Source organism: Streptomyces sp. NPDC028910, from assembly GCF_055564955.1.
This window is the reverse complement of the sequence record NZ_JBVHVF010000018.1, coordinates 15,662-32,005: the sequence shown is the minus strand read 5'-3', so window position 1 is coordinate 32,005 and position 16,344 is coordinate 15,662. Positions and strand designations below refer to the sequence as shown.

Sequence of the window (16,344 nt, the reverse complement as noted above, 5' to 3'; positions counted from 1 at the left end):
GATCGCGGGGCGCGGCTCAGCGCTTGGACTTGGCTGCCTTGGGCGTCACGAGCTTGGTGGAGGTCCACAGCTTGCCGACGGTCATGCCCTTGGCCAGCGAGAGGCCGGCGGTTTCGGCGGCCTCGCTGATGTCGCTGGGCTCGACGAAGCCGTCCTGGCCCGTCTTGGGGGTCAGCAGCAGGATCAGTGCGCCGTCCTCGACCAGCTCGGTCGCGTCGACCAGGGCGTCCGTCAGGTCGCCGTCCTCGTCGCGGAACCACAGCAGCACCGCGTCGGCGACGTCGTCGTACTCCTCGTCGACGAGATCGTTGCCGATGTGACTCTCAACGGCGTCACGGAATTCCTGATCGACGTCGTCGTCGTAGCCGATCTCCTGGACCACCTGTTCGGACTGGAAACCCAGCCGGGCGGCCAGGCTCTCCGCGTGGTCCGCGGTCGCGCTCACGGGGTGCCTCCTGCTCATGTTCGGTGAATGTCTTTCGGCGGCGCGCGTACGCGCAGCATTGGGCGTAGTCCACACGGGCGCGGCGGATCGCGCAAGTACCCGGCCGTCGAGACCGTCGAAACGGTGACGATTGCGGCCGTCTCGCCGCAACTTTCAGCCTGCCCGCGTGCACCTGCCGTGATTCATCCCACAGCATTCCAGCTCGTTCGGCATCGCATGAGGTCTTTCCTACCTGTTTGAGGGACGAACGGCCTTACGAAGGCGATGCCCGGCTTGAGCGTAAGGTGGCGGTTCGGCCGGACTGCCGCCGATCCGCTCCTCCCCGCACCCCAACCCGCTCCAGGGGTTACCCGGTGGTAAAGATGACGATTTCGGCTGAGAGTAAGACCATGGGAGGCGGCGAAACCCAAGGCACGACTCCCCTGACAGCGAAGGAACAGCGTGGCTTCCGCATCCGATCGCAATCCGATCATCATTGGCGGCCTGCCGAGCCAGGTCCCGGACTTCGATCCGGAGGAGACGCAGGAGTGGCTCGACTCCCTGGACGCCGCAGTCGACGAGCGGGGCCGTGAGCGCGCCCGCTACCTGATGCTGCGGCTGATGGAGCGGGCCCGCGAGAAGCGCGTGGCCGTGCCCGAGATGCGCAGCACGGACTACGTCAACACGATCGCCACCAAGGACGAGCCGTTCTTCCCCGGCAACGAGGAGATCGAGCGCAAGGTCCTCAACGCCACCCGGTGGAACGCGGCCGTCATGGTCTCGCGCGCCCAGCGTCCCGGTATCGGCGTCGGCGGCCACATCGCCACGTTCGCCTCCTCCGCCTCCCTCTACGACGTGGGCTTCAACCACTTCTTCCGGGGCAAGGACGAGGGCGACGGCGGCGACCAGATCTTCTTCCAGGGCCACGCCTCCCCCGGTATCTACGCCCGCGCCTACCTCCTGGACCGGCTCTCCGAGCAGCAGCTCGACGCGTTCCGCCAGGAGAAGTCGAAGGCCCCGTACGGCCTTTCCAGCTACCCGCACCCGCGTCTGATGCCGGACTTCTGGGAGTTCCCGACCGTCTCGATGGGCCTCGGCCCGATCAGTGCGATCTACCAGGCGCGGATGAACCGGTACATGGAGGCGCGCGGGATCGCGGACACCTCCAAGTCCCACGTTTGGGCGTATCTCGGCGACGGCGAGATGGACGAGCCGGAGTCGCTCGGCCAGCTGTCGATCGCCGCCCGCGAGGGCCTGGACAACCTGACCTTCGTCGTCAACTGCAACCTCCAGCGCCTCGACGGCCCGGTGCGCGGGAACGGCAAGATCATCCAGGAGCTGGAGTCGCAGTTCCGCGGCGCCGGCTGGAACGTCATCAAGCTGATCTGGGACCGCTCCTGGGATCCGCTGCTGGCCCAGGACCGCGACGGCATCCTCGTCAACAAGATGAACACCACCCCGGACGGGCAGTTCCAGACGTACGCCACCGAATCGGGTGCGTACATCCGTGAGCACTTCTTCGGCGACGACCAGCGGCTGCGCGCGATGGTCGAGAACATGTCCGACCGGCAGATCCAGCACCTGGGCCGCGGCGGCCACGACCACAAGAAGGTCTACGCGGCGTACGCGGCGGCCAAGGCCCACAAGGGCCAGCCGACGGTGATCCTGGCGCAGACCGTCAAGGGCTGGACGCTGGGCCCGAACTTCGAGGGCCGCAACGCGACGCACCAGATGAAGAAGCTGACGGTCGACGACCTCAAGCGCTTCCGCGACCGCCTGCACATCCCCATCACGGACGCGCAGTTGGAGAGCGGCGCGCCGCCGTACTACCACCCGGGCCCGGACTCGCCCGAGATCCAGTACATGCACGACCAGCGCAGCGCCCTGGGCGGCTACGTGCCGACCCGTGTGGTGCGCGCGAAGCCGCTCCAGCTGCCGGGCGACAGCGCGTACGCGGCCGCCAAGAAGGGCTCGGGCCACCAGTCGATCGCCACCACGATGGCCTTCGTCCGCATCCTGAAGGACCTGATGCGGGACAAGGAGATCGGCAAGCGCTTCGTGCTGATCGCGCCCGACGAGTACCGCACCTTCGGCATGGACGCCTTCTTCCCGAGCGCCAAGATCTACAACCCGCTGGGCCAGCAGTACGAGGCGGTCGACCGCGAGCTGCTGCTCGCGTACAAGGAGTCGCCGACCGGCCAGATGCTGCACGACGGCATCTCGGAGGCGGGCTGCACGGCCTCGCTGATCGCCGCGGGTTCGGCGTACGCGACGCACGGCGAGCCGCTGATCCCGGTGTACGTCTTCTACTCGATGTTCGGTTTCCAGCGCACCGGTGACCAGTTCTGGCAGATGGCCGACCAGCTGGCGCGCGGTTTCGTGCTCGGCGCGACCGCCGGGCGGACCACCCTCACGGGTGAGGGCCTCCAGCACGCCGACGGTCACTCCCAGCTGCTGGCCTCGACGAACCCGGGCTGCGTGGCGTACGACCCGGCCTACGGCTACGAGATCGCGCACATCGTCAAGGACGGTCTGCGGCGGATGTACGGGCCGCAGGCGGAGGACGTCTTCTACTACCTGACCGTCTACAACGAGCCGATCCAGCACCCGGCGGAGCCGGCCGACGTCGACGTGGACGGCATCCTCAAGGGCATCCACCGGGTGTCCCGGGGCACCTCGGGCACCATCGGGGCGCAGCTCATGGCCTCGGGCGTGGCGGTGCCGTGGGCGCTGGAGGCGCAGCGGATCCTGGCCGCAGACTGGGACGTCAAGGCGGACGTCTGGTCGGCGACCTCCTGGAACGAGCTGCGCCGCGAGGCCGTCGAGGTGGAGCGGCACAATCTGCTCCACCCGGAGGAGGATCAGCGCGCCCCGTACGTGACGCGGAAGCTGTCGGGTGCGGAGGGGCCGTTCGTGGCGGTCTCGGACTGGATGCGGACTGTTCCGGACCAGATCTCGCGGTGGGTTCCCGGTCCGTACACCTCGCTCGGCGCGGACGGTTTCGGCTTCGCGGACACCCGCGGTGCGGCCCGGCGCTTCTTCCACATCGACGCGCAGTCGGTGGTCCTGGCGACGCTCACCGAGCTCGCCAAGGCGGGGAAGATCGACCGTTCGGCGCTGAAGCAGGCCGTCGACCGGTACCAGCTGCTGGACGTCACGGCGGCCGACCCGGGCGCGGCGGGCGGCGACGCGTAGCCGTCACCCTTGCGTGGGGGTGCTGGGACAGGTGTCCCAGCACCCCTTACTCGTTCTTTACGATGCTCCGCATGAAGGAACCCTCCCGCCGGGCGCGCTGGGAGCGCCGTACGCAGGCTCCCCTGCTGGTGCTCGCCGTGGCGTTCGCCATCGCCTACGCCGTGCCCATCGTCGCGCCCGACGCGGATCCGGCGGTGCACCGGGCCTGCACCCACGCGGAGTGGGCGGTGTGGGGTGCCTTCGCGGCCGACTACGTGGTGCGGCTTGCCCTTGCGGCGGACCGCAAGCACTTCCTGCGGACCCACTGGCTGGACCTGGCCGCCGTGGTGCTGCCGCTCGTACAGCCGCTGCGGCTGCTGCGGCTGGTGTCGACGCTGCTGCTGGTGGGCCGGCGGGCCCGGATGGCCCCGCAGATCCAGCTGACGACGTACGTGGCCGGGGCCGTCGTGGGACTGCTGATGTTCGGCTCGCTGGCGGTGCTGAGCGTGGAGCGCGACGCCCCCGGCGGGAACATCAAGAACCTGGGCGACGCCGTGTGGTGGTCCTTCACCACGATGACGACGGTCGGGTACGGCGACCACTCGCCCACCACCGGGCTCGGCCGGTTCCTGGCCGTCGGCCTGATGCTGTCCGGGATCGCCCTGCTCGGTGTGGTGACCGCCAACATCGCCGCCTGGTTCATCTCCCGCTTCGAGCGCGACGACCAGGTGGAAAGGCTCCAGCTGGCGGCCATCCAGGAACTCCGGGAAGAGGTACGGGCGCTGCGCGGCGAGGTCGCCCGGCTGGGCGACGCGGCGGCCGACGCCACCGCGGCCACCACGGCCACCACGGCCACCACGGCCACCGCGGCCACCGCGGCCACCGCGGCCACCGGCCGGCCGAACGCCCCGGCGCCGCGGGAAGCTACCTCTCCCACACCTTGAACGCCCGTACCTGGTAGGGCGACTGGGGCAGCCAGACCCCGTCGCCCGGATAGGTCTGGAACTCGCCCGTCTCCGCGCACTCCGCCGACTGGTAGGTGGTCACCGGGCGCCCGGTGCGGTTGGTGAGCGACTGGGCGCTGGTCCCGGCGGGCAGCGCGGTGCAGCTGTTGATGTCCAGGGTGCTCAGCTCGTGGGTCTGCCGGGCGCCCTTGAACTCCGGTTTCGCCCACAGGCACAGCTGCCCGGTCGCGCAGGCGCCGAGGACCGGCGGGCCCGCGGCGTGCGCCGTGGTGGCCGTACTGGGGATGAGGGCGGTGAGGGCCAGGGCGATCGCGGCCAGGGTGGTGGTGACGCGGGTGGTGGTGAAGCGAGTGGTTCCACACGTACGCATGACGGGTCAACTCCTTGTGGACGGCGGGCGCCCGGACCGTTTCCGGGGCTCCGACGACACCACGCTGACCTGCGGCGACGGGCGGGCGGAAGGGCCCCGGGACCGGTCCACCCTGATAGGCGACAGCCGCACCGGAACCATCCGGCGGGGCTGTCGTTCGTGCGGAGTTGACGCTTCCACGAGCCTTCGGACGGGCCCGCGCCCGTCCCGGCAGGCGTGCGGGGACGGGCCGGGTCCGACCCGAACGTGTCACGCGCGACCGGTCGGACGAACGGTCCGGCAGCGGCGGAAGGCACGTCGCAAACGGCTTAACGGAGCAGTCGCCGCGCCCTCGGTCATGGGTACTCTGACCGCCCACTCGGCGTCGGAGAGGAGCCCACGGTGAGGACCGACGAGCGCTCGGCGCCGGCCGCGCCGGCGGCCGGACTGCGCGAACGCAAGAAACGGCGTACCCGTGACGCGCTGCTGCGCGCGGCCCTCCTGCTCTTCATCTCCCAGGGCTACGAGCGCACCACCGTCGACGAGATCACCGACACCGTGGCGGTGTCCCAGCGCACCTTCTTCCGCTACTTCGCCAACAAGGAAGAAGTCGTCTTCGCCGTCCAGGACCTGGTCGAGTCGCACTTCGTCGCCGCGCTGCGCGCCCGGCCGGCCGCCGAGGGCCCCCTCGAAGCCATGCGGGGCGCCGTGCTCGCCGCCTGGGACACCGTCGAGGAGGCCCTCTCCGAGGTGGTCCCCGTCGACCTCTACATGCGCGGCTACCGACTGATCGAGTCCACCCCGGCCCTGCTCGCCGTGCACCTGCGGCGCTCCGCCGAACTGGAGGAGCGGCTCTCCCGGTTGATCGCCGCCCGCGAGGGACTGGACGTGGACGCCGACCCGAGGCCGCGGGTGGCCGTCGCCGCGTTCTGCGGCGTGATGCGGGTCACCGGGCGGCTCTGGGGGCAGGGCGAGGACACCAGCGTGGAGGCGATCCGGCGGTTGACGGAGGCGTACCTCGACCGGATCGGCCCGGCGCTGGCCGCGAGCTGGCGCGAAACCCCGTAACCGGTCGCCCATGCCCTGCGGCGCGTCGTCCCCGCACCGTCCCGTCATCGTCCCCCTGTCGTCCCCGCGTCGCCCGTACGGGGTCCCCCGGTCGGCCGTGAGCCCTGTCACCCGGCGTGCCGCGGCCGGAAATGGTCTCCTACCCTGGTCTCAGTGAATCTGCCCGGCCTCGCCCACCCCACCGTCCCCGATGCCGACCCGCGCCCCGCCGCCCTGCGCACCCTGCTCGCGCTGGCGGTGGTCTTCGTCCTGCTCGCGACCACCGGCTGGACCGCCGTGCACCGGCCCGAGGGGGGCAGCCCGTTGCGGGCCGCCGCCCTCAACGCCTGGGCCAAGGCCCGGATCGACGGCCGCCCGGTGCCGCCCGCGGACGCGCCCGTACGGACGGTGGCCCGCTTCTTCGCCGGCCTCGACGGCGACCAGCGGGCCCGGCTCGCCGACGGCTACCCCCTCGTCGTCGGCAACCTCGACGGGGCCCCCACCGCCACCCGCTACCGGGCCAACCTGCGCGGCCTGGAGCGGGCCGGCCGGGTCGAGGAAGCCCGCAGCCGCGATGTCACCCTGCCCCCGGCCGACCGGGCCGCGGCCACCCGCCGCTCCCACCGCTTCGCCTCGCTCGCCGAGCCGGGCCGGCAGATCCTCGCCTTCGACCCGACCGGTGGTGGCCACGTGGCCGAGGTCTTCGGCGACCTCGACCGGGCCGAGCGGATCTCGGTGATCGTCCCCGGCGTCGACACCGACCTGATCACCTTCGAGCGCACGCAGCGCCGCCTGACCTCCCCCGTCGGCATGGCCGAGTCCCTGTACGAGGCCCAGCGCGCGGCCGCGCCGGACAGCCGCACGGCGGTCATCGCCTGGGCCGGCTACACCGCGCCCGCCGGGGTCGGCATGGACGCCGCGACCGGCCGCATGGCCGTCGACGGCGCCGTCCGGCTGAAGGCGCTGACCACGGCCCTGCCCGGGGACGCGAGCGTGGCGCTGTTCTGCCACAGCTACGGATCGGTGGTGTGCGGGGTCGCCGCGCACGAGCTGCCGGACCGGGTGACGGACGTGGTGGTGGCGGGCAGTCCCGGGATGCGGGCCGAGAACGTCGCCGGGCTGCGCACTTCGGCGCGGGTCTGGGCGATGCGCGACGAGGGCGACTGGATCGCGGACGTACCGCACCTGGAGGTCGGCGGGCTGGGCCACGGCGCGGATCCGGTCTCCCCGGACTTCGGTGCGCGGCTGCTGTCCGCGGCCAGGGCCAGGAGTCACACCGGCTATTTCGCGCCAGGAACCGACTCGGTGGACAACTTCGCCAAAATCGGAACCGGTGCGTTCGGTTCCGTTGTGTGCGCTACCGGGGACGATGCCTGTCGGCGTGAAATTTCCGGGACAGAGCAGGACTGACGCGCGTAGAGGCGCGGAAACGGTCCCCGCAACGAGGGGGACGCGCGGGGGCGGCTCCCTTTACCATGTGGCGCATGGGTGACGTACTGGCCGGAAACCATGCCGTCTGGGAGTTCGACTCGGACTCGATGCTCATCCGCTTCACACGGGGGATAAGAACGCCGAGGACGCCGAGGCTCTTTCACGCGCTGGGCTCGCGCCGGATCCCCCTCGAAGCGGTGTCCGAGGTGACCGTGACCGCCGGGAAGCGGGACACGGTGGTGCTGCGTGTCGCCCCGCGGCCGGGCGCGGATCCGCTGATGGAGGCCGCCGCCGGACAGCTGAAGGAGACCTGCGACCCGTACCGGCTGGTGCTGCCGGGCGAACGGGCGCCGGCCGCAGCCGCGTTCGCCGACGCACTGCGGTCGCGGCTCGGGCCGGATGCCGAGGAGCCGGCGGCGAGCTTCCTGGTCGAGGTGCCGCAGCCGCCGGTGCACCTGAAGGCGTACGACGCGCGGGTGGGCTTCGACGGCTCGGCGATCACCTTCCACTGGTCCCGTACCGGGGCCACCAGCACCAAGTGGAAGGCGGGCGATCAGCAGTACCCGCTGGCGGCCGTCACCGGCGTCGAGTGGAGCTCGCCGGAGGGCCCCGGTGGCCACCTGCGGCTGCGGCTGCGGGACGCCGCCGGTGACCCCCGGCCGGACCACGACCTCGCGGCGGCCGTCTTCGGCGTGGGCTACGGGGCGGTGCACGAGTCGCTGCCGTTCGCCGCGGCCGTCCTCGCGGGTCTGCGCGGCCGCACGCCGGTCTCTTCGGTGCCCCGGGCCCGCTCCGGTGACGACCGCCTGCGGCACTTCAGCGAGCTGCACACCGCGGGGCTCCTCACGGACGCCGAGTACTCGGCGCTGCGGGACCGGTTCGCCGCGGAGGCCCTGTAGCGGGGACACCCCCTAATCGCCGGCGGGGCCGGATGCGGCCGGGGCGGGCTTACGCTTCGCGCGCCGCCGAGGTGGAGCTCATGTCCGGGTACCGGTCTCCCGCGACCTGGGCGGCGATCGGCTCCAGCAGGGCCAGCTGCGCCGGCGTCAAAGTGATCCGCGTCGCCGCCGTGTTCTCGCGCAGGCGTCCCGGCTTGCGGGTGCCCGGGATCGGGACCACGGTCAGCCCGTGCACCTGCGCCCGCTGCTGCACCCAGGCCAGGGCGATCTGCGCCGGGCTCGCCCCGAGCTCCCGCGCGATCTCCCGGACCGGGGCCAGCAGCGCCGCGTTGGTCTTCGCGTTGTCGCCGGTGAACCGCGGCTGGTAGCGCCGGAAGTCGCCCTCGGACAGCTCCACGGACGCGTCCGCGAAGGCCCCGGTCAAGAAGCCCCGGCCCAGCGGGGAGTACGGCACGAGGCCCACGCCCAGCTCCGCCGCCGCGCCCACCGCGCTGCGCTCCACGTCCCGGCTGAACAGCGACCACTCCGACTGGAGCGCCGCGATCGGGTGCACGGCGTGCGCCTCGCGCAGCTCCGCGCCGGTGACCTCGCTGAGCCCGAGGTGGCGCACCTTCCCCTCCCGCACCAGCTCCGCCATCGCGCCGACCGACTCGGCGAGCGGCACGGCCGGGTCGCGCCGGTGCATGTAGTACAGGTCGATGACGTCCACGCCGAGCCGGCGCAGGCTGTCCTCGACGGCTTGGCGGAGGTACCCGCGGTCGTTGCGGACGCCCCGGTAGTGCGGGTCGTCGGTGCGCTCTATGGCGAACTTCGTCGCCAGGGTGATCTCGTCGCGGTGCGCGGCCACGAAGGGGGCGAGGAACTCCTCGTTCTTCCCCCGCCCGTAGACGTCCGCGGTGTCGAAGAGGGTGACCCCCGCGGCCAGCGCCGCCTCCAGGGTCTCCCGGGCCGCCGCCTCGTCGGTGTCCCCGTAGAACTCGCTCATGCCCATGCAGCCGAGGCCCTGGACGCCGACCAGCGGGCCGCCCCTGCCCAGTTCGGCCTGTTCGAGGATGGTTCCGCGCTCCGTGATGGTGCCGTGCTCCGTCATTGCCGTGCCTTCCCCGCGACCGCTTTCATCGCAACGGTGTTCATCGAGTACATGTCGATCTTGTAGTCCAGTACCGCGAGCGCGTCCGTCAGCTCCGTGATCCGCGCCCGCACCTCGCGCCGCGTCCGTTCCAGCAGCTCGCGGCGTTCCTCCACGGTGTGATCCCCCTCGCGGACCAGCTCGGCGTACCGGACCATGTCCGCCACCGACATCCCGGTGGATCGCAGCTTGCCCACGAAGGCCAGCCAGTGGAGGTCCTTGTCGGTGAAGCGCCGCTGTCCCGAGTGCGAGCGGTCCACGTGCGGCATCAGACCGATCCGCTCGTACCAGCGCAGGGTGTGCTGGGTCAGACCGGTCCGGGCCTCGACCTCGCTGATCGTGTACCGCGTCTGCGTCAGGCTCTGGCTCATGGCCCCACGCTAAAACCCTTGAGTGCACTCCAAGCAAGTAGGCTCGGCCGCATGGAGAGCATGGAGGCCGTCAACGGCATGGAAAGCCTGCGGATCATCGAGACCTGGCCGGTGGAGACCGCCGCGGCCGCCGTCGTACGTGCCGACGGGAGCCCGGCCGGTTCCCACGGGCCCGTCGACCACCGGTTCGCGCTGGCCTCCGTCACCAAGCCGCTCGCCGCGTACGCCGCCCTCGTCGCCTACGAGGAGGGGGCGATCGAGCTGGACGAACCGGCCGGCCCCGAAGGATCGACGGTCCGTCATCTCCTCGCGCACACCAGCGGCCTGGCCTTCGACGAGCACCGCGTGTCGGCCCCGCCCGGGCAGCGCCGGCTGTACTCGAACGCCGGTTTCGAGGTGCTCGGCGACCACATCGCCAAAGCCACCGGCATCCCCTTCACGGAGTACCTGCACCAGGCGGTCTTCGAGCCGCTGGGCATGACCTCGACCACCCTGGAGGGCTCGCCCGCCAAGGACGGCGTCTCCACCGTCCGCGACCTCCTGCGGTTCGCCGCCGAACTGCAGGCGCCGCGGCTGCTCGACGTCCGTACGGTCGCCGCGGCCACCTCCGTCGTCCACCCCGGCCTCAAGGGCGTCCTGCCGGGTTACGGGCACCAGTCCCCCAACGACTGGGGGCTCGGCATGGAGATCCGCGACGGCAAGTCACCGCACTGGACGGGCGCCACGTCCTCGCCGCGCACCTTCGGGCACTTCGGCCAGGCCGGCACCTTCCTGTGGGTGGACCCGGACGCCCGCGCCGCGTGCGTGGTCCTGACGGACCGCGCCTTCGGCCCGTGGGCCGTGGCGGCCTGGACCCCCTTCACCGACGCGGTCCTGGCCGAGCTGGCCCCCTAGGCGGCGTCCGGGAGTTCCCAGATCAGCAGCTCCCCGGGTGACCCGGCGGTGATCTCCAGGTCCCGCTCGGCGGTGATCCGTACCGAATCCCCGGGTCCCAGCTCCTCCCCGTCCAGGCGCAGGTCCCCGCGCACGACGTGCAGGTACACCCGATCCGCCGCCGGTACGGCGACCCGCTCGCCCGCGCCGGGCCGCCGGACGTGCAGGACGGCGCCGGCCCCGGGGACCGCGTAGGGGGTGCTGTCGGCGATGCCCCGGATCACCTCGTACGAGGGTTCGCCGCCCGCGGCGAGGGGCGCGAGCCACATCTGCACGAAGCGCAGCGGCCCGATGCCGTCGTTGCGCTCCACGTGGCGCGCCCCGGATCCGGCACTGAGCCGCTGCACGTCTCCGGCGCGGACGAGGCCCTTCTCCCCGGTGCTGTCCTGGTGGGTGAGCTCGCCCTCGACCACCCAGGTCACGATCTCGGTGTGGCTGTGCGGGTGCTCGTCGAATCCGGCGCCCGGGGCGAGGATCTCCTCGTTGCAGGCCAGGACGGGACCGAAGCGCAGGTTGTCCGGGTCGTAGAAGGATCCGAAGGAGAAGGCGTGCCGGGTGGTGATCCCGGCGGCCGGATCCCCGCCCTCGTACCGGTCGGCGCCGCGGCGTACATCAATCATGGTGGCCACCGTAGACCCCGGACGGACCCCGGGCGCGAGCCCGGCACGGGACCGGACTCCGCGCAGCCTTCCCGATAAGGCAGTCTTGTCACGTGCCTCAACCCGAACGCGAGCATCTCCCCGCGCATCCCGCGCACCCCGCGCACCCCGCGCATCCCGCCCATCCGCACGCCGCGACGCTGCGCCGACTGGAGAAGTCCTCCGGGCGGCTCGCCGCCAACGCGATCGCGCGCATGGACGAGACCCTGCCGTGGTACCGGGCGATGCCGCCCGAGAACCGGTCCTGGATCGGCCTGGTCGCGCAGGCGGGCATCGCCGCGTTCACGGAGTGGTTCCGGCACCCGGAGACGCCGCAGGCGATCTCCACGGACGTCTTCGGGACGGCTCCGCGCGAGCTGACCCGGGCCATCACCCTGCGGCAGACCGTCGAGATGGTGCGTACCACGATCGAGGTCATGGAGACCGCGATCGAGGAGGTGGCGGCCCCGGGCGACGAGTCGATCCTGCGCGAGGCGCTCCTGGTGTACGCCCGGGAGATCGCCTTCGCGACCGCCCAGGTGTACGCGCAGGCCGCGGAGGCGCGCGGGGCGTGGGACGCCCGGCTGGAGTCCCTGGTCGTCAACGCGGTGCTGTCCGGTGAGGCCGACGAGGGCGCGCTGTCCCGGGCGGCGGCGCTGGGCTGGAACTCTCCGGAGCACGTGTGCGTGGTGCTGGGCACCGCGCCGGAGGGGGACAGCGAGCTGACGGTCGAGGCGATCCGGCGCGCGGCCCGCCACCACAAGCTCCAGGTCCTGACGGGTGTGCTCGGGGACCGTCTGGTGGTCATCGCGGGCGGCAGCGACAACCCGATGCAGGTGGCGAAGTCCCTGATCGGGCCGTTCGCAGCCGGTCCGGTGGTGGCCGGCCCGGTGGTGTCCGACCTGCTGAACGCGACGAAGTCGGCGCAGGCCGCGGCGGCCGGACTGAAGGCCTGCACGGCGTGGCAGGATGCCCCTCGGCCGGTTCTGGCGGATGATCTCCTGCCGGAGCGGGCGATCGCCTCGGATCCCGCAGCCCGGGAACAGCTGGTGGAGGAGATCTACAGACCGCTGGAAGAGGCGGGATCGGCGCTGTTGGAGACGCTGAGCGTCTACCTGGAACAGGCGAGCAGCCTGGAAGGGGCGGCGCGGATGCTGTTCGTGCACCCCAACACGGTGCGCTACCGGCTGCGACGTGTGACCGACGTCACCGGATGGTCTCCTTCCGATGTCCGCTCGGCGTTCACGTTGCGGATCGCCCTGATTCTGGGGCGTCTGGCCGACGGCGAACCCCAGTCCTAGACTTTTGTCGGACATCAACAATTACCCCGACGGTTCTTCGTCCCTGTCCCCACGGGCGGCAGGGACCATCCACAAGAGAGAGTGTGAGGGTGCTCGTACTCGTCGCTCCCGGCCAAGGCGCTCAGACGCCCGGCTTCTTGACTCCCTGGCTCGACCTTCCCGGTGCCGCCGACCGCGTCGCCGCCTGGTCGGACGCCATCGGGCTGGACCTTGCCCACTACGGCACGAACGCCGACGCCGACGAGATCCGCGACACGGCCGTGGCCCAGCCCCTGCTGGTCGCCGCGGGTCTGCTGTCCGCCTCGGCGCTCGGTTCGCCCACGGCCTTCGGTGCCGTCGCGGGGCACAGCGTCGGTGAGATCACCGCCGCCGCCTACGCGGGCGTACTGTCCGAGGCCGACGCGCTGTCGTTCGTCCGGACCCGCGGTCTGGGCATGGCCGAGGCCGCCGCCGTCACCGAGACCGGCATGGCCGCGGTCCTCGGCGGTGAGCGCGACGTGGTCGTCGCGCACCTGGAGAAGCTGGGCCTGACCCCGGCCAACATCAACGGCGCGGGCCAGATCGTGGCAGCCGGCACGATGGAGCAGATCGAAGCCCTGCAGGCCGACAAGCCCGAAGGCTCCATGAAGGTCGTCGCCCTCAAGGTCGCGGGCGCCTTCCACACGCACCACATGGCCCCCGCGGTCACCACGCTGGAGAAGGCCGCCGAGGCCCTTTCCCCGGCGGACCCGGCGCTGAAGTACGTCTCGAACAAGGACGGCCTCGTCGTCACCACGGGCGCCGACGTCGTCGCCCGCCTGGTCGGCCAGGTCGCGAACCCGGTCCGCTGGGACCTGTGCATGGAGACGTTCGCCGAGCTGGGCGTCACGGGGATCATCGAACTGTGCCCCGGTGGCACCCTGACGGGTCTGGCCAAGCGCGCGCTGAAGGGCGTACCCAGCGTGGCCCTGAAGACCCCGGACGATCTCGACAAGGCCGCGGCGCTCGTCGCCGAACAGACGGCCTGAGAGAAGGAGCCCACACAGCATGTCCAAGATCAAGCCGGCCAAGGGCTCCCCCTACGCCCGCATCCTCGGGGTCGGCGGCTACCGCCCGACCCGCGTGGTGCCCAACGAGGTCATCCTCGAGACCATCGACTCGTCCGACGAGTGGATCCGCTCCCGCTCCGGCATCGCGACCCGGCACTGGGCCTCGCCCGAGGAGACCGTCGCCGCGATGTCGGTGGAGGCCTCGGGGAAGGCGCTGGCCGATGCCGGTGTCCGCCCCGAGCAGATCGGCGCCGTGATCGTCTCGACGGTCTCGCACTTCAAGCAGACCCCGGCCATCGCGACCGAGATCGCGCACCGGATCGGCGCGGTCAAGCCCGCCGCCTTCGACATCTCCGCCGGCTGCGCCGGGTTCGGCTACGGCCTGACCCTGGCCAAGGGCATGGTGGTGGAAGGCTCGGCGGAGCACGTGCTCGTCATCGGCGTGGAGCGGCTCTCGGACCTGACGGATCTGGAGGACCGCGCGACGGCCTTCCTGTTCGGCGACGGCGCCGGCGCCGTGGTCGTCGGCCCCTCGGCCGAGCCGGCCATCGGCCCCACGGTGTGGGGTTCGGAGGGTGACAAGTCCGACACCATCAAGCAGACCGTGCCGTGGGACGAGTACCTCGGCAAGGACGGCGGCGAGAAGTTCCCGGCCATCACGCAGGAGGGTCAGGCGGTCTTCCGCTGGGCCGTCTTCGAGATGGCCAAGGTGGCCCAGCAGGCGCTCGACGCCGCCGGGATCACCGCGGACGACCTGGACGTCTTCATTCCGCACCAGGCGAACATGCGGATCATCGACTCGATGGTGAAGACTCTGAAGCTGCCGGAACACGTCACGGTCGCCCGTGACGTGGAGACCACCGGCAACACCTCGGCCGCCTCGATCCCGCTCGCTATGGAGCGGCTCCTGGCGACCGGAGCGGCGAAGAGCGGCGACACCGCGCTCGTCATCGGCTTCGGGGCGGGACTCGTCTACGCCGCGACGGTCGTTACCCTCCCCTAGGGCCGGGATCGCAATTCCCGGTCTGATTACCAGTTACCCAGAGAAGGAGCGCCACATGGCCGCCACGCAGGAAGAGATCGTCGCCGGTCTCGCGGAGATCGTCAACGAGATCGCCGGCATCCCCGTCGAGGACGTGGAGATCGACAAGTCGTTCACCGACGACCTCGACGTCGACTCCCTGTCCATGGTCGAGGTCGTCGTCGCCGCCGAAGAGCGCTTCGACGTCAAGATCCCGGACGAGGACGTCAAGAACCTCAAGACGGTCGGCGACGCCGCGAGCTACATCCTGAAGCACCAGGCCTGAGCCTGACGAGCGTTTGTCGCCACCTGGCGGTGGCGCCGTGACAATTCAGCACCCCCTGAGACGTGGAGAAAGAATTCCTGTGAGCCCGACCAATCGCACCGTGGTCGTCACCGGTATCGGCGCAACCACTCCGCTGGGTGGCGACAGCGCTTCGACCTGGGAAGGTCTGCTTGCCGGCCGCTCCGGCGTAAAGCCCCTGGAGGGCGAGCGCTTCGCCGAACTCCCGGTACGCATCGCCGCTCCGGCCGCCGTGGACCCGAGCGAGGTCCTGCCCCGGCCGCTGGCCCGCAAGCTGGACCGCTCGGCGCAGTTCGCCGTCATCGCGGCCCGGGAGGCGTGGGCCGACGCCGGCTACACCGCTCCCGCGGGCGAGGACGCGGGCATCGCGCCCGATCGCCTGGGCACCGTGATCGCCTCCGGTATCGGCGGTGTCACGACCCTGCTCGACCAGTACGACGTTCTGAAGGAAAAGGGTGTGCGCCGGGTCTCCCCGCACACCGTCCCCATGCTCATGCCGAACGGCCCGTCGGCCAACGTCGGCCTGGAGGTCAACGCCCAGGCGGGCGTGCACACTCCGGTCAGCGCCTGCGCGTCCGGCGCCGAGGCCATCGGCTACGCCGTCGAGATGATCCGTACCGGTCGCGCCGACGTGGTCGTCGCGGGCGGCACCGAGGCGGCCATCCACCCGCTGCCGATCGCCGCGTTCGCCAACATGATGGCGATGTCCAAGAACAACGAGAACCCCGAGCAGGCCTCGCGCCCGTACGACAAGGGCCGTGACGGCTTCGTCCTGGGCGAAGGCGCGGGCGTCGTCATCCTGGAGTCCGCCGAGCACGCCGCCGCGCGCGGCGCCCGGGTCTACTGCGAGGTGCTGGGCCAGGGGCTGTCCGCCGACAGCCACCACATCGCGCAGCCGGAGCCGACCGGCCGCGGTGTCGCGGCCGCGGTGCAGAACCTGCTCGACAACACGGGTCTCGACCCGGCCGAGCTGGTCCACCTGAACGCGCACGCCACGTCGACCCCGCAGGGTGACACGGCCGAGCTGAAGGCCCTGCGCAAGGTGCTGGGCGACGACCTCGACCACATCGCGATCTCCGCGACCAAGTCGATGACCGGTCACCTGCTGGGCGGCGCGGGCGGTATCGAGACCGTCGCGACGGTGCTGGCGCTCTACAACCGGCTGGCGCCGCCGACGATCAACGTCGACCAGCTCGACGACGACATCGACGCGGACATCGTCTGCGGCGAGCCGCGCAAGCTGCCGGCCGACGGCCCGATCTCCGCGATCAACAACTCCTTCGGCTTCGGCGGCCACAACGTCACGCTGGCGTTCCGTACCGTCTGATCC

Annotated in this window: 16 protein-coding genes; 11 read left to right on the top strand and 5 right to left on the bottom strand. The window is 71.4% G+C overall.

Annotation, left to right across the window (positions count from 1 at the left end):
- Positions 1-16 precede the first annotated feature (16 nt).
- Positions 17-445, bottom strand: a complete 429-nt coding sequence (locus tag ACZ4TV_RS21780) for a DUF3052 domain-containing protein (RefSeq protein WP_468136347.1) — start codon at positions 443-445, stop codon at positions 17-19.
- A 441-nt stretch (positions 446-886) separates the two neighbouring features.
- Here ACZ4TV_RS21780 and aceE point away from each other — a divergent pair, with 441 nt between their 5' ends.
- Positions 887-3,619 carry a pyruvate dehydrogenase (acetyl-transferring), homodimeric type gene (gene aceE, locus ACZ4TV_RS21775; protein WP_468136346.1) on the top strand — a complete coding sequence of 911 codons (2,733 nt, stop codon included), beginning with the start codon at positions 887-889 and terminating at the stop codon, positions 3,617-3,619.
- A gap of 71 nt (positions 3,620-3,690) precedes the next feature.
- Complete coding sequence (locus tag ACZ4TV_RS21770) at positions 3,691-4,542, top strand: potassium channel family protein (RefSeq protein ID WP_468136345.1); 852 nt, start codon at positions 3,691-3,693, stop codon at positions 4,540-4,542.
- On the opposite strand, the gene ACZ4TV_RS21765 is transcribed toward ACZ4TV_RS21770, so the two are convergent.
- Positions 4,523-4,933: a peptidase inhibitor family I36 protein gene (locus tag ACZ4TV_RS21765; protein WP_468136344.1), complete on the bottom strand. Its 411-nt coding sequence runs from the start codon at positions 4,931-4,933 to the stop codon at positions 4,523-4,525. The genes ACZ4TV_RS21770 and ACZ4TV_RS21765 overlap by 20 nt on opposite strands.
- Positions 4,934-5,314: 381 nt before the next feature.
- Here ACZ4TV_RS21765 and ACZ4TV_RS21760 point away from each other — a divergent pair, with 381 nt between their 5' ends.
- From ACZ4TV_RS21760 to ACZ4TV_RS21750, 3 genes are all read left to right on the top strand, one after another.
- Complete coding sequence (locus ACZ4TV_RS21760; protein WP_468136343.1) at positions 5,315-5,980, top strand: TetR/AcrR family transcriptional regulator; 666 nt, start codon at positions 5,315-5,317, stop codon at positions 5,978-5,980.
- Between the two features lie 159 nt (positions 5,981-6,139).
- Entirely contained in the window at positions 6,140-7,369 is a 1,230-nt protein-coding gene (locus ACZ4TV_RS21755) for an alpha/beta hydrolase (RefSeq protein ID WP_468136525.1), read from the top strand.
- A gap of 74 nt (positions 7,370-7,443) precedes the next feature.
- Positions 7,444-8,289, top strand: coding sequence for a DUF4429 domain-containing protein (locus tag ACZ4TV_RS21750; RefSeq protein ID WP_468136342.1), 846 nt, complete (start codon positions 7,444-7,446; stop codon positions 8,287-8,289).
- A 49-nt stretch (positions 8,290-8,338) separates the two neighbouring features.
- Here the strand turns inward: ACZ4TV_RS21750 and ACZ4TV_RS21745 are convergent, their stop codons facing one another.
- Together ACZ4TV_RS21745 and ACZ4TV_RS21740 are read right to left on the bottom strand one after the other, a co-directional pair.
- On the bottom strand, positions 8,339-9,379 hold the full coding sequence (locus ACZ4TV_RS21745) for an aldo/keto reductase (RefSeq protein WP_468136341.1): 1,041 nt from the start codon (positions 9,377-9,379) through the stop codon (positions 8,339-8,341).
- Positions 9,376-9,789, bottom strand: coding sequence for a MerR family transcriptional regulator (locus tag ACZ4TV_RS21740; protein ID WP_468136340.1), 414 nt, complete (start codon positions 9,787-9,789; stop codon positions 9,376-9,378). Before ACZ4TV_RS21740 ends, ACZ4TV_RS21745 begins: the two co-directional genes overlap by 4 nt.
- A 78-nt stretch (positions 9,790-9,867) precedes the next feature.
- On the opposite strand from ACZ4TV_RS21740, the gene ACZ4TV_RS21735 reads away from it, so the two are divergent.
- Complete coding sequence (locus ACZ4TV_RS21735) at positions 9,868-10,683, top strand: serine hydrolase domain-containing protein (RefSeq protein ID WP_468136524.1); 816 nt, start codon at positions 9,868-9,870, stop codon at positions 10,681-10,683.
- Here ACZ4TV_RS21735 and ACZ4TV_RS21730 read toward each other — a convergent pair.
- Entirely contained in the window at positions 10,680-11,342 is a 663-nt protein-coding gene (locus ACZ4TV_RS21730; RefSeq protein WP_468136339.1) for a pirin family protein, read from the bottom strand. The two genes, ACZ4TV_RS21735 and ACZ4TV_RS21730, sit on opposite strands and share 4 nt — an antisense overlap.
- 92 nt (positions 11,343-11,434) lie before the next feature.
- On the opposite strand from ACZ4TV_RS21730, the gene ACZ4TV_RS21725 reads away from it, so the two are divergent.
- From ACZ4TV_RS21725 to fabF, 5 genes are all read left to right on the top strand, one after another.
- Entirely contained in the window at positions 11,435-12,661 is a 1,227-nt protein-coding gene (locus ACZ4TV_RS21725; RefSeq protein WP_468136338.1) for a PucR family transcriptional regulator, read from the top strand.
- Between the two features lie 89 nt (positions 12,662-12,750).
- Positions 12,751-13,668, top strand: coding sequence for an ACP S-malonyltransferase (locus ACZ4TV_RS21720; RefSeq protein ID WP_468136337.1), 918 nt, complete (start codon positions 12,751-12,753; stop codon positions 13,666-13,668).
- A gap of 19 nt (positions 13,669-13,687) precedes the next feature.
- Positions 13,688-14,692, top strand: a complete 1,005-nt coding sequence (locus ACZ4TV_RS21715) for a beta-ketoacyl-ACP synthase 3 (RefSeq protein ID WP_468136336.1) — start codon at positions 13,688-13,690, stop codon at positions 14,690-14,692.
- A 55-nt stretch (positions 14,693-14,747) separates the two neighbouring features.
- Entirely contained in the window at positions 14,748-14,996 is a 249-nt protein-coding gene (locus ACZ4TV_RS21710; protein ID WP_360899160.1) for an acyl carrier protein, read from the top strand.
- Between the two features lie 79 nt (positions 14,997-15,075).
- The gene (gene fabF / locus ACZ4TV_RS21705) at positions 15,076-16,341 is read left to right on the top strand and encodes a beta-ketoacyl-ACP synthase II (protein ID WP_468136335.1); all 1,266 of its coding nucleotides are present in this window, start codon (positions 15,076-15,078) and stop codon (positions 16,339-16,341) included.
- The last annotated feature ends 3 nt before the right edge of the window (positions 16,342-16,344 follow it).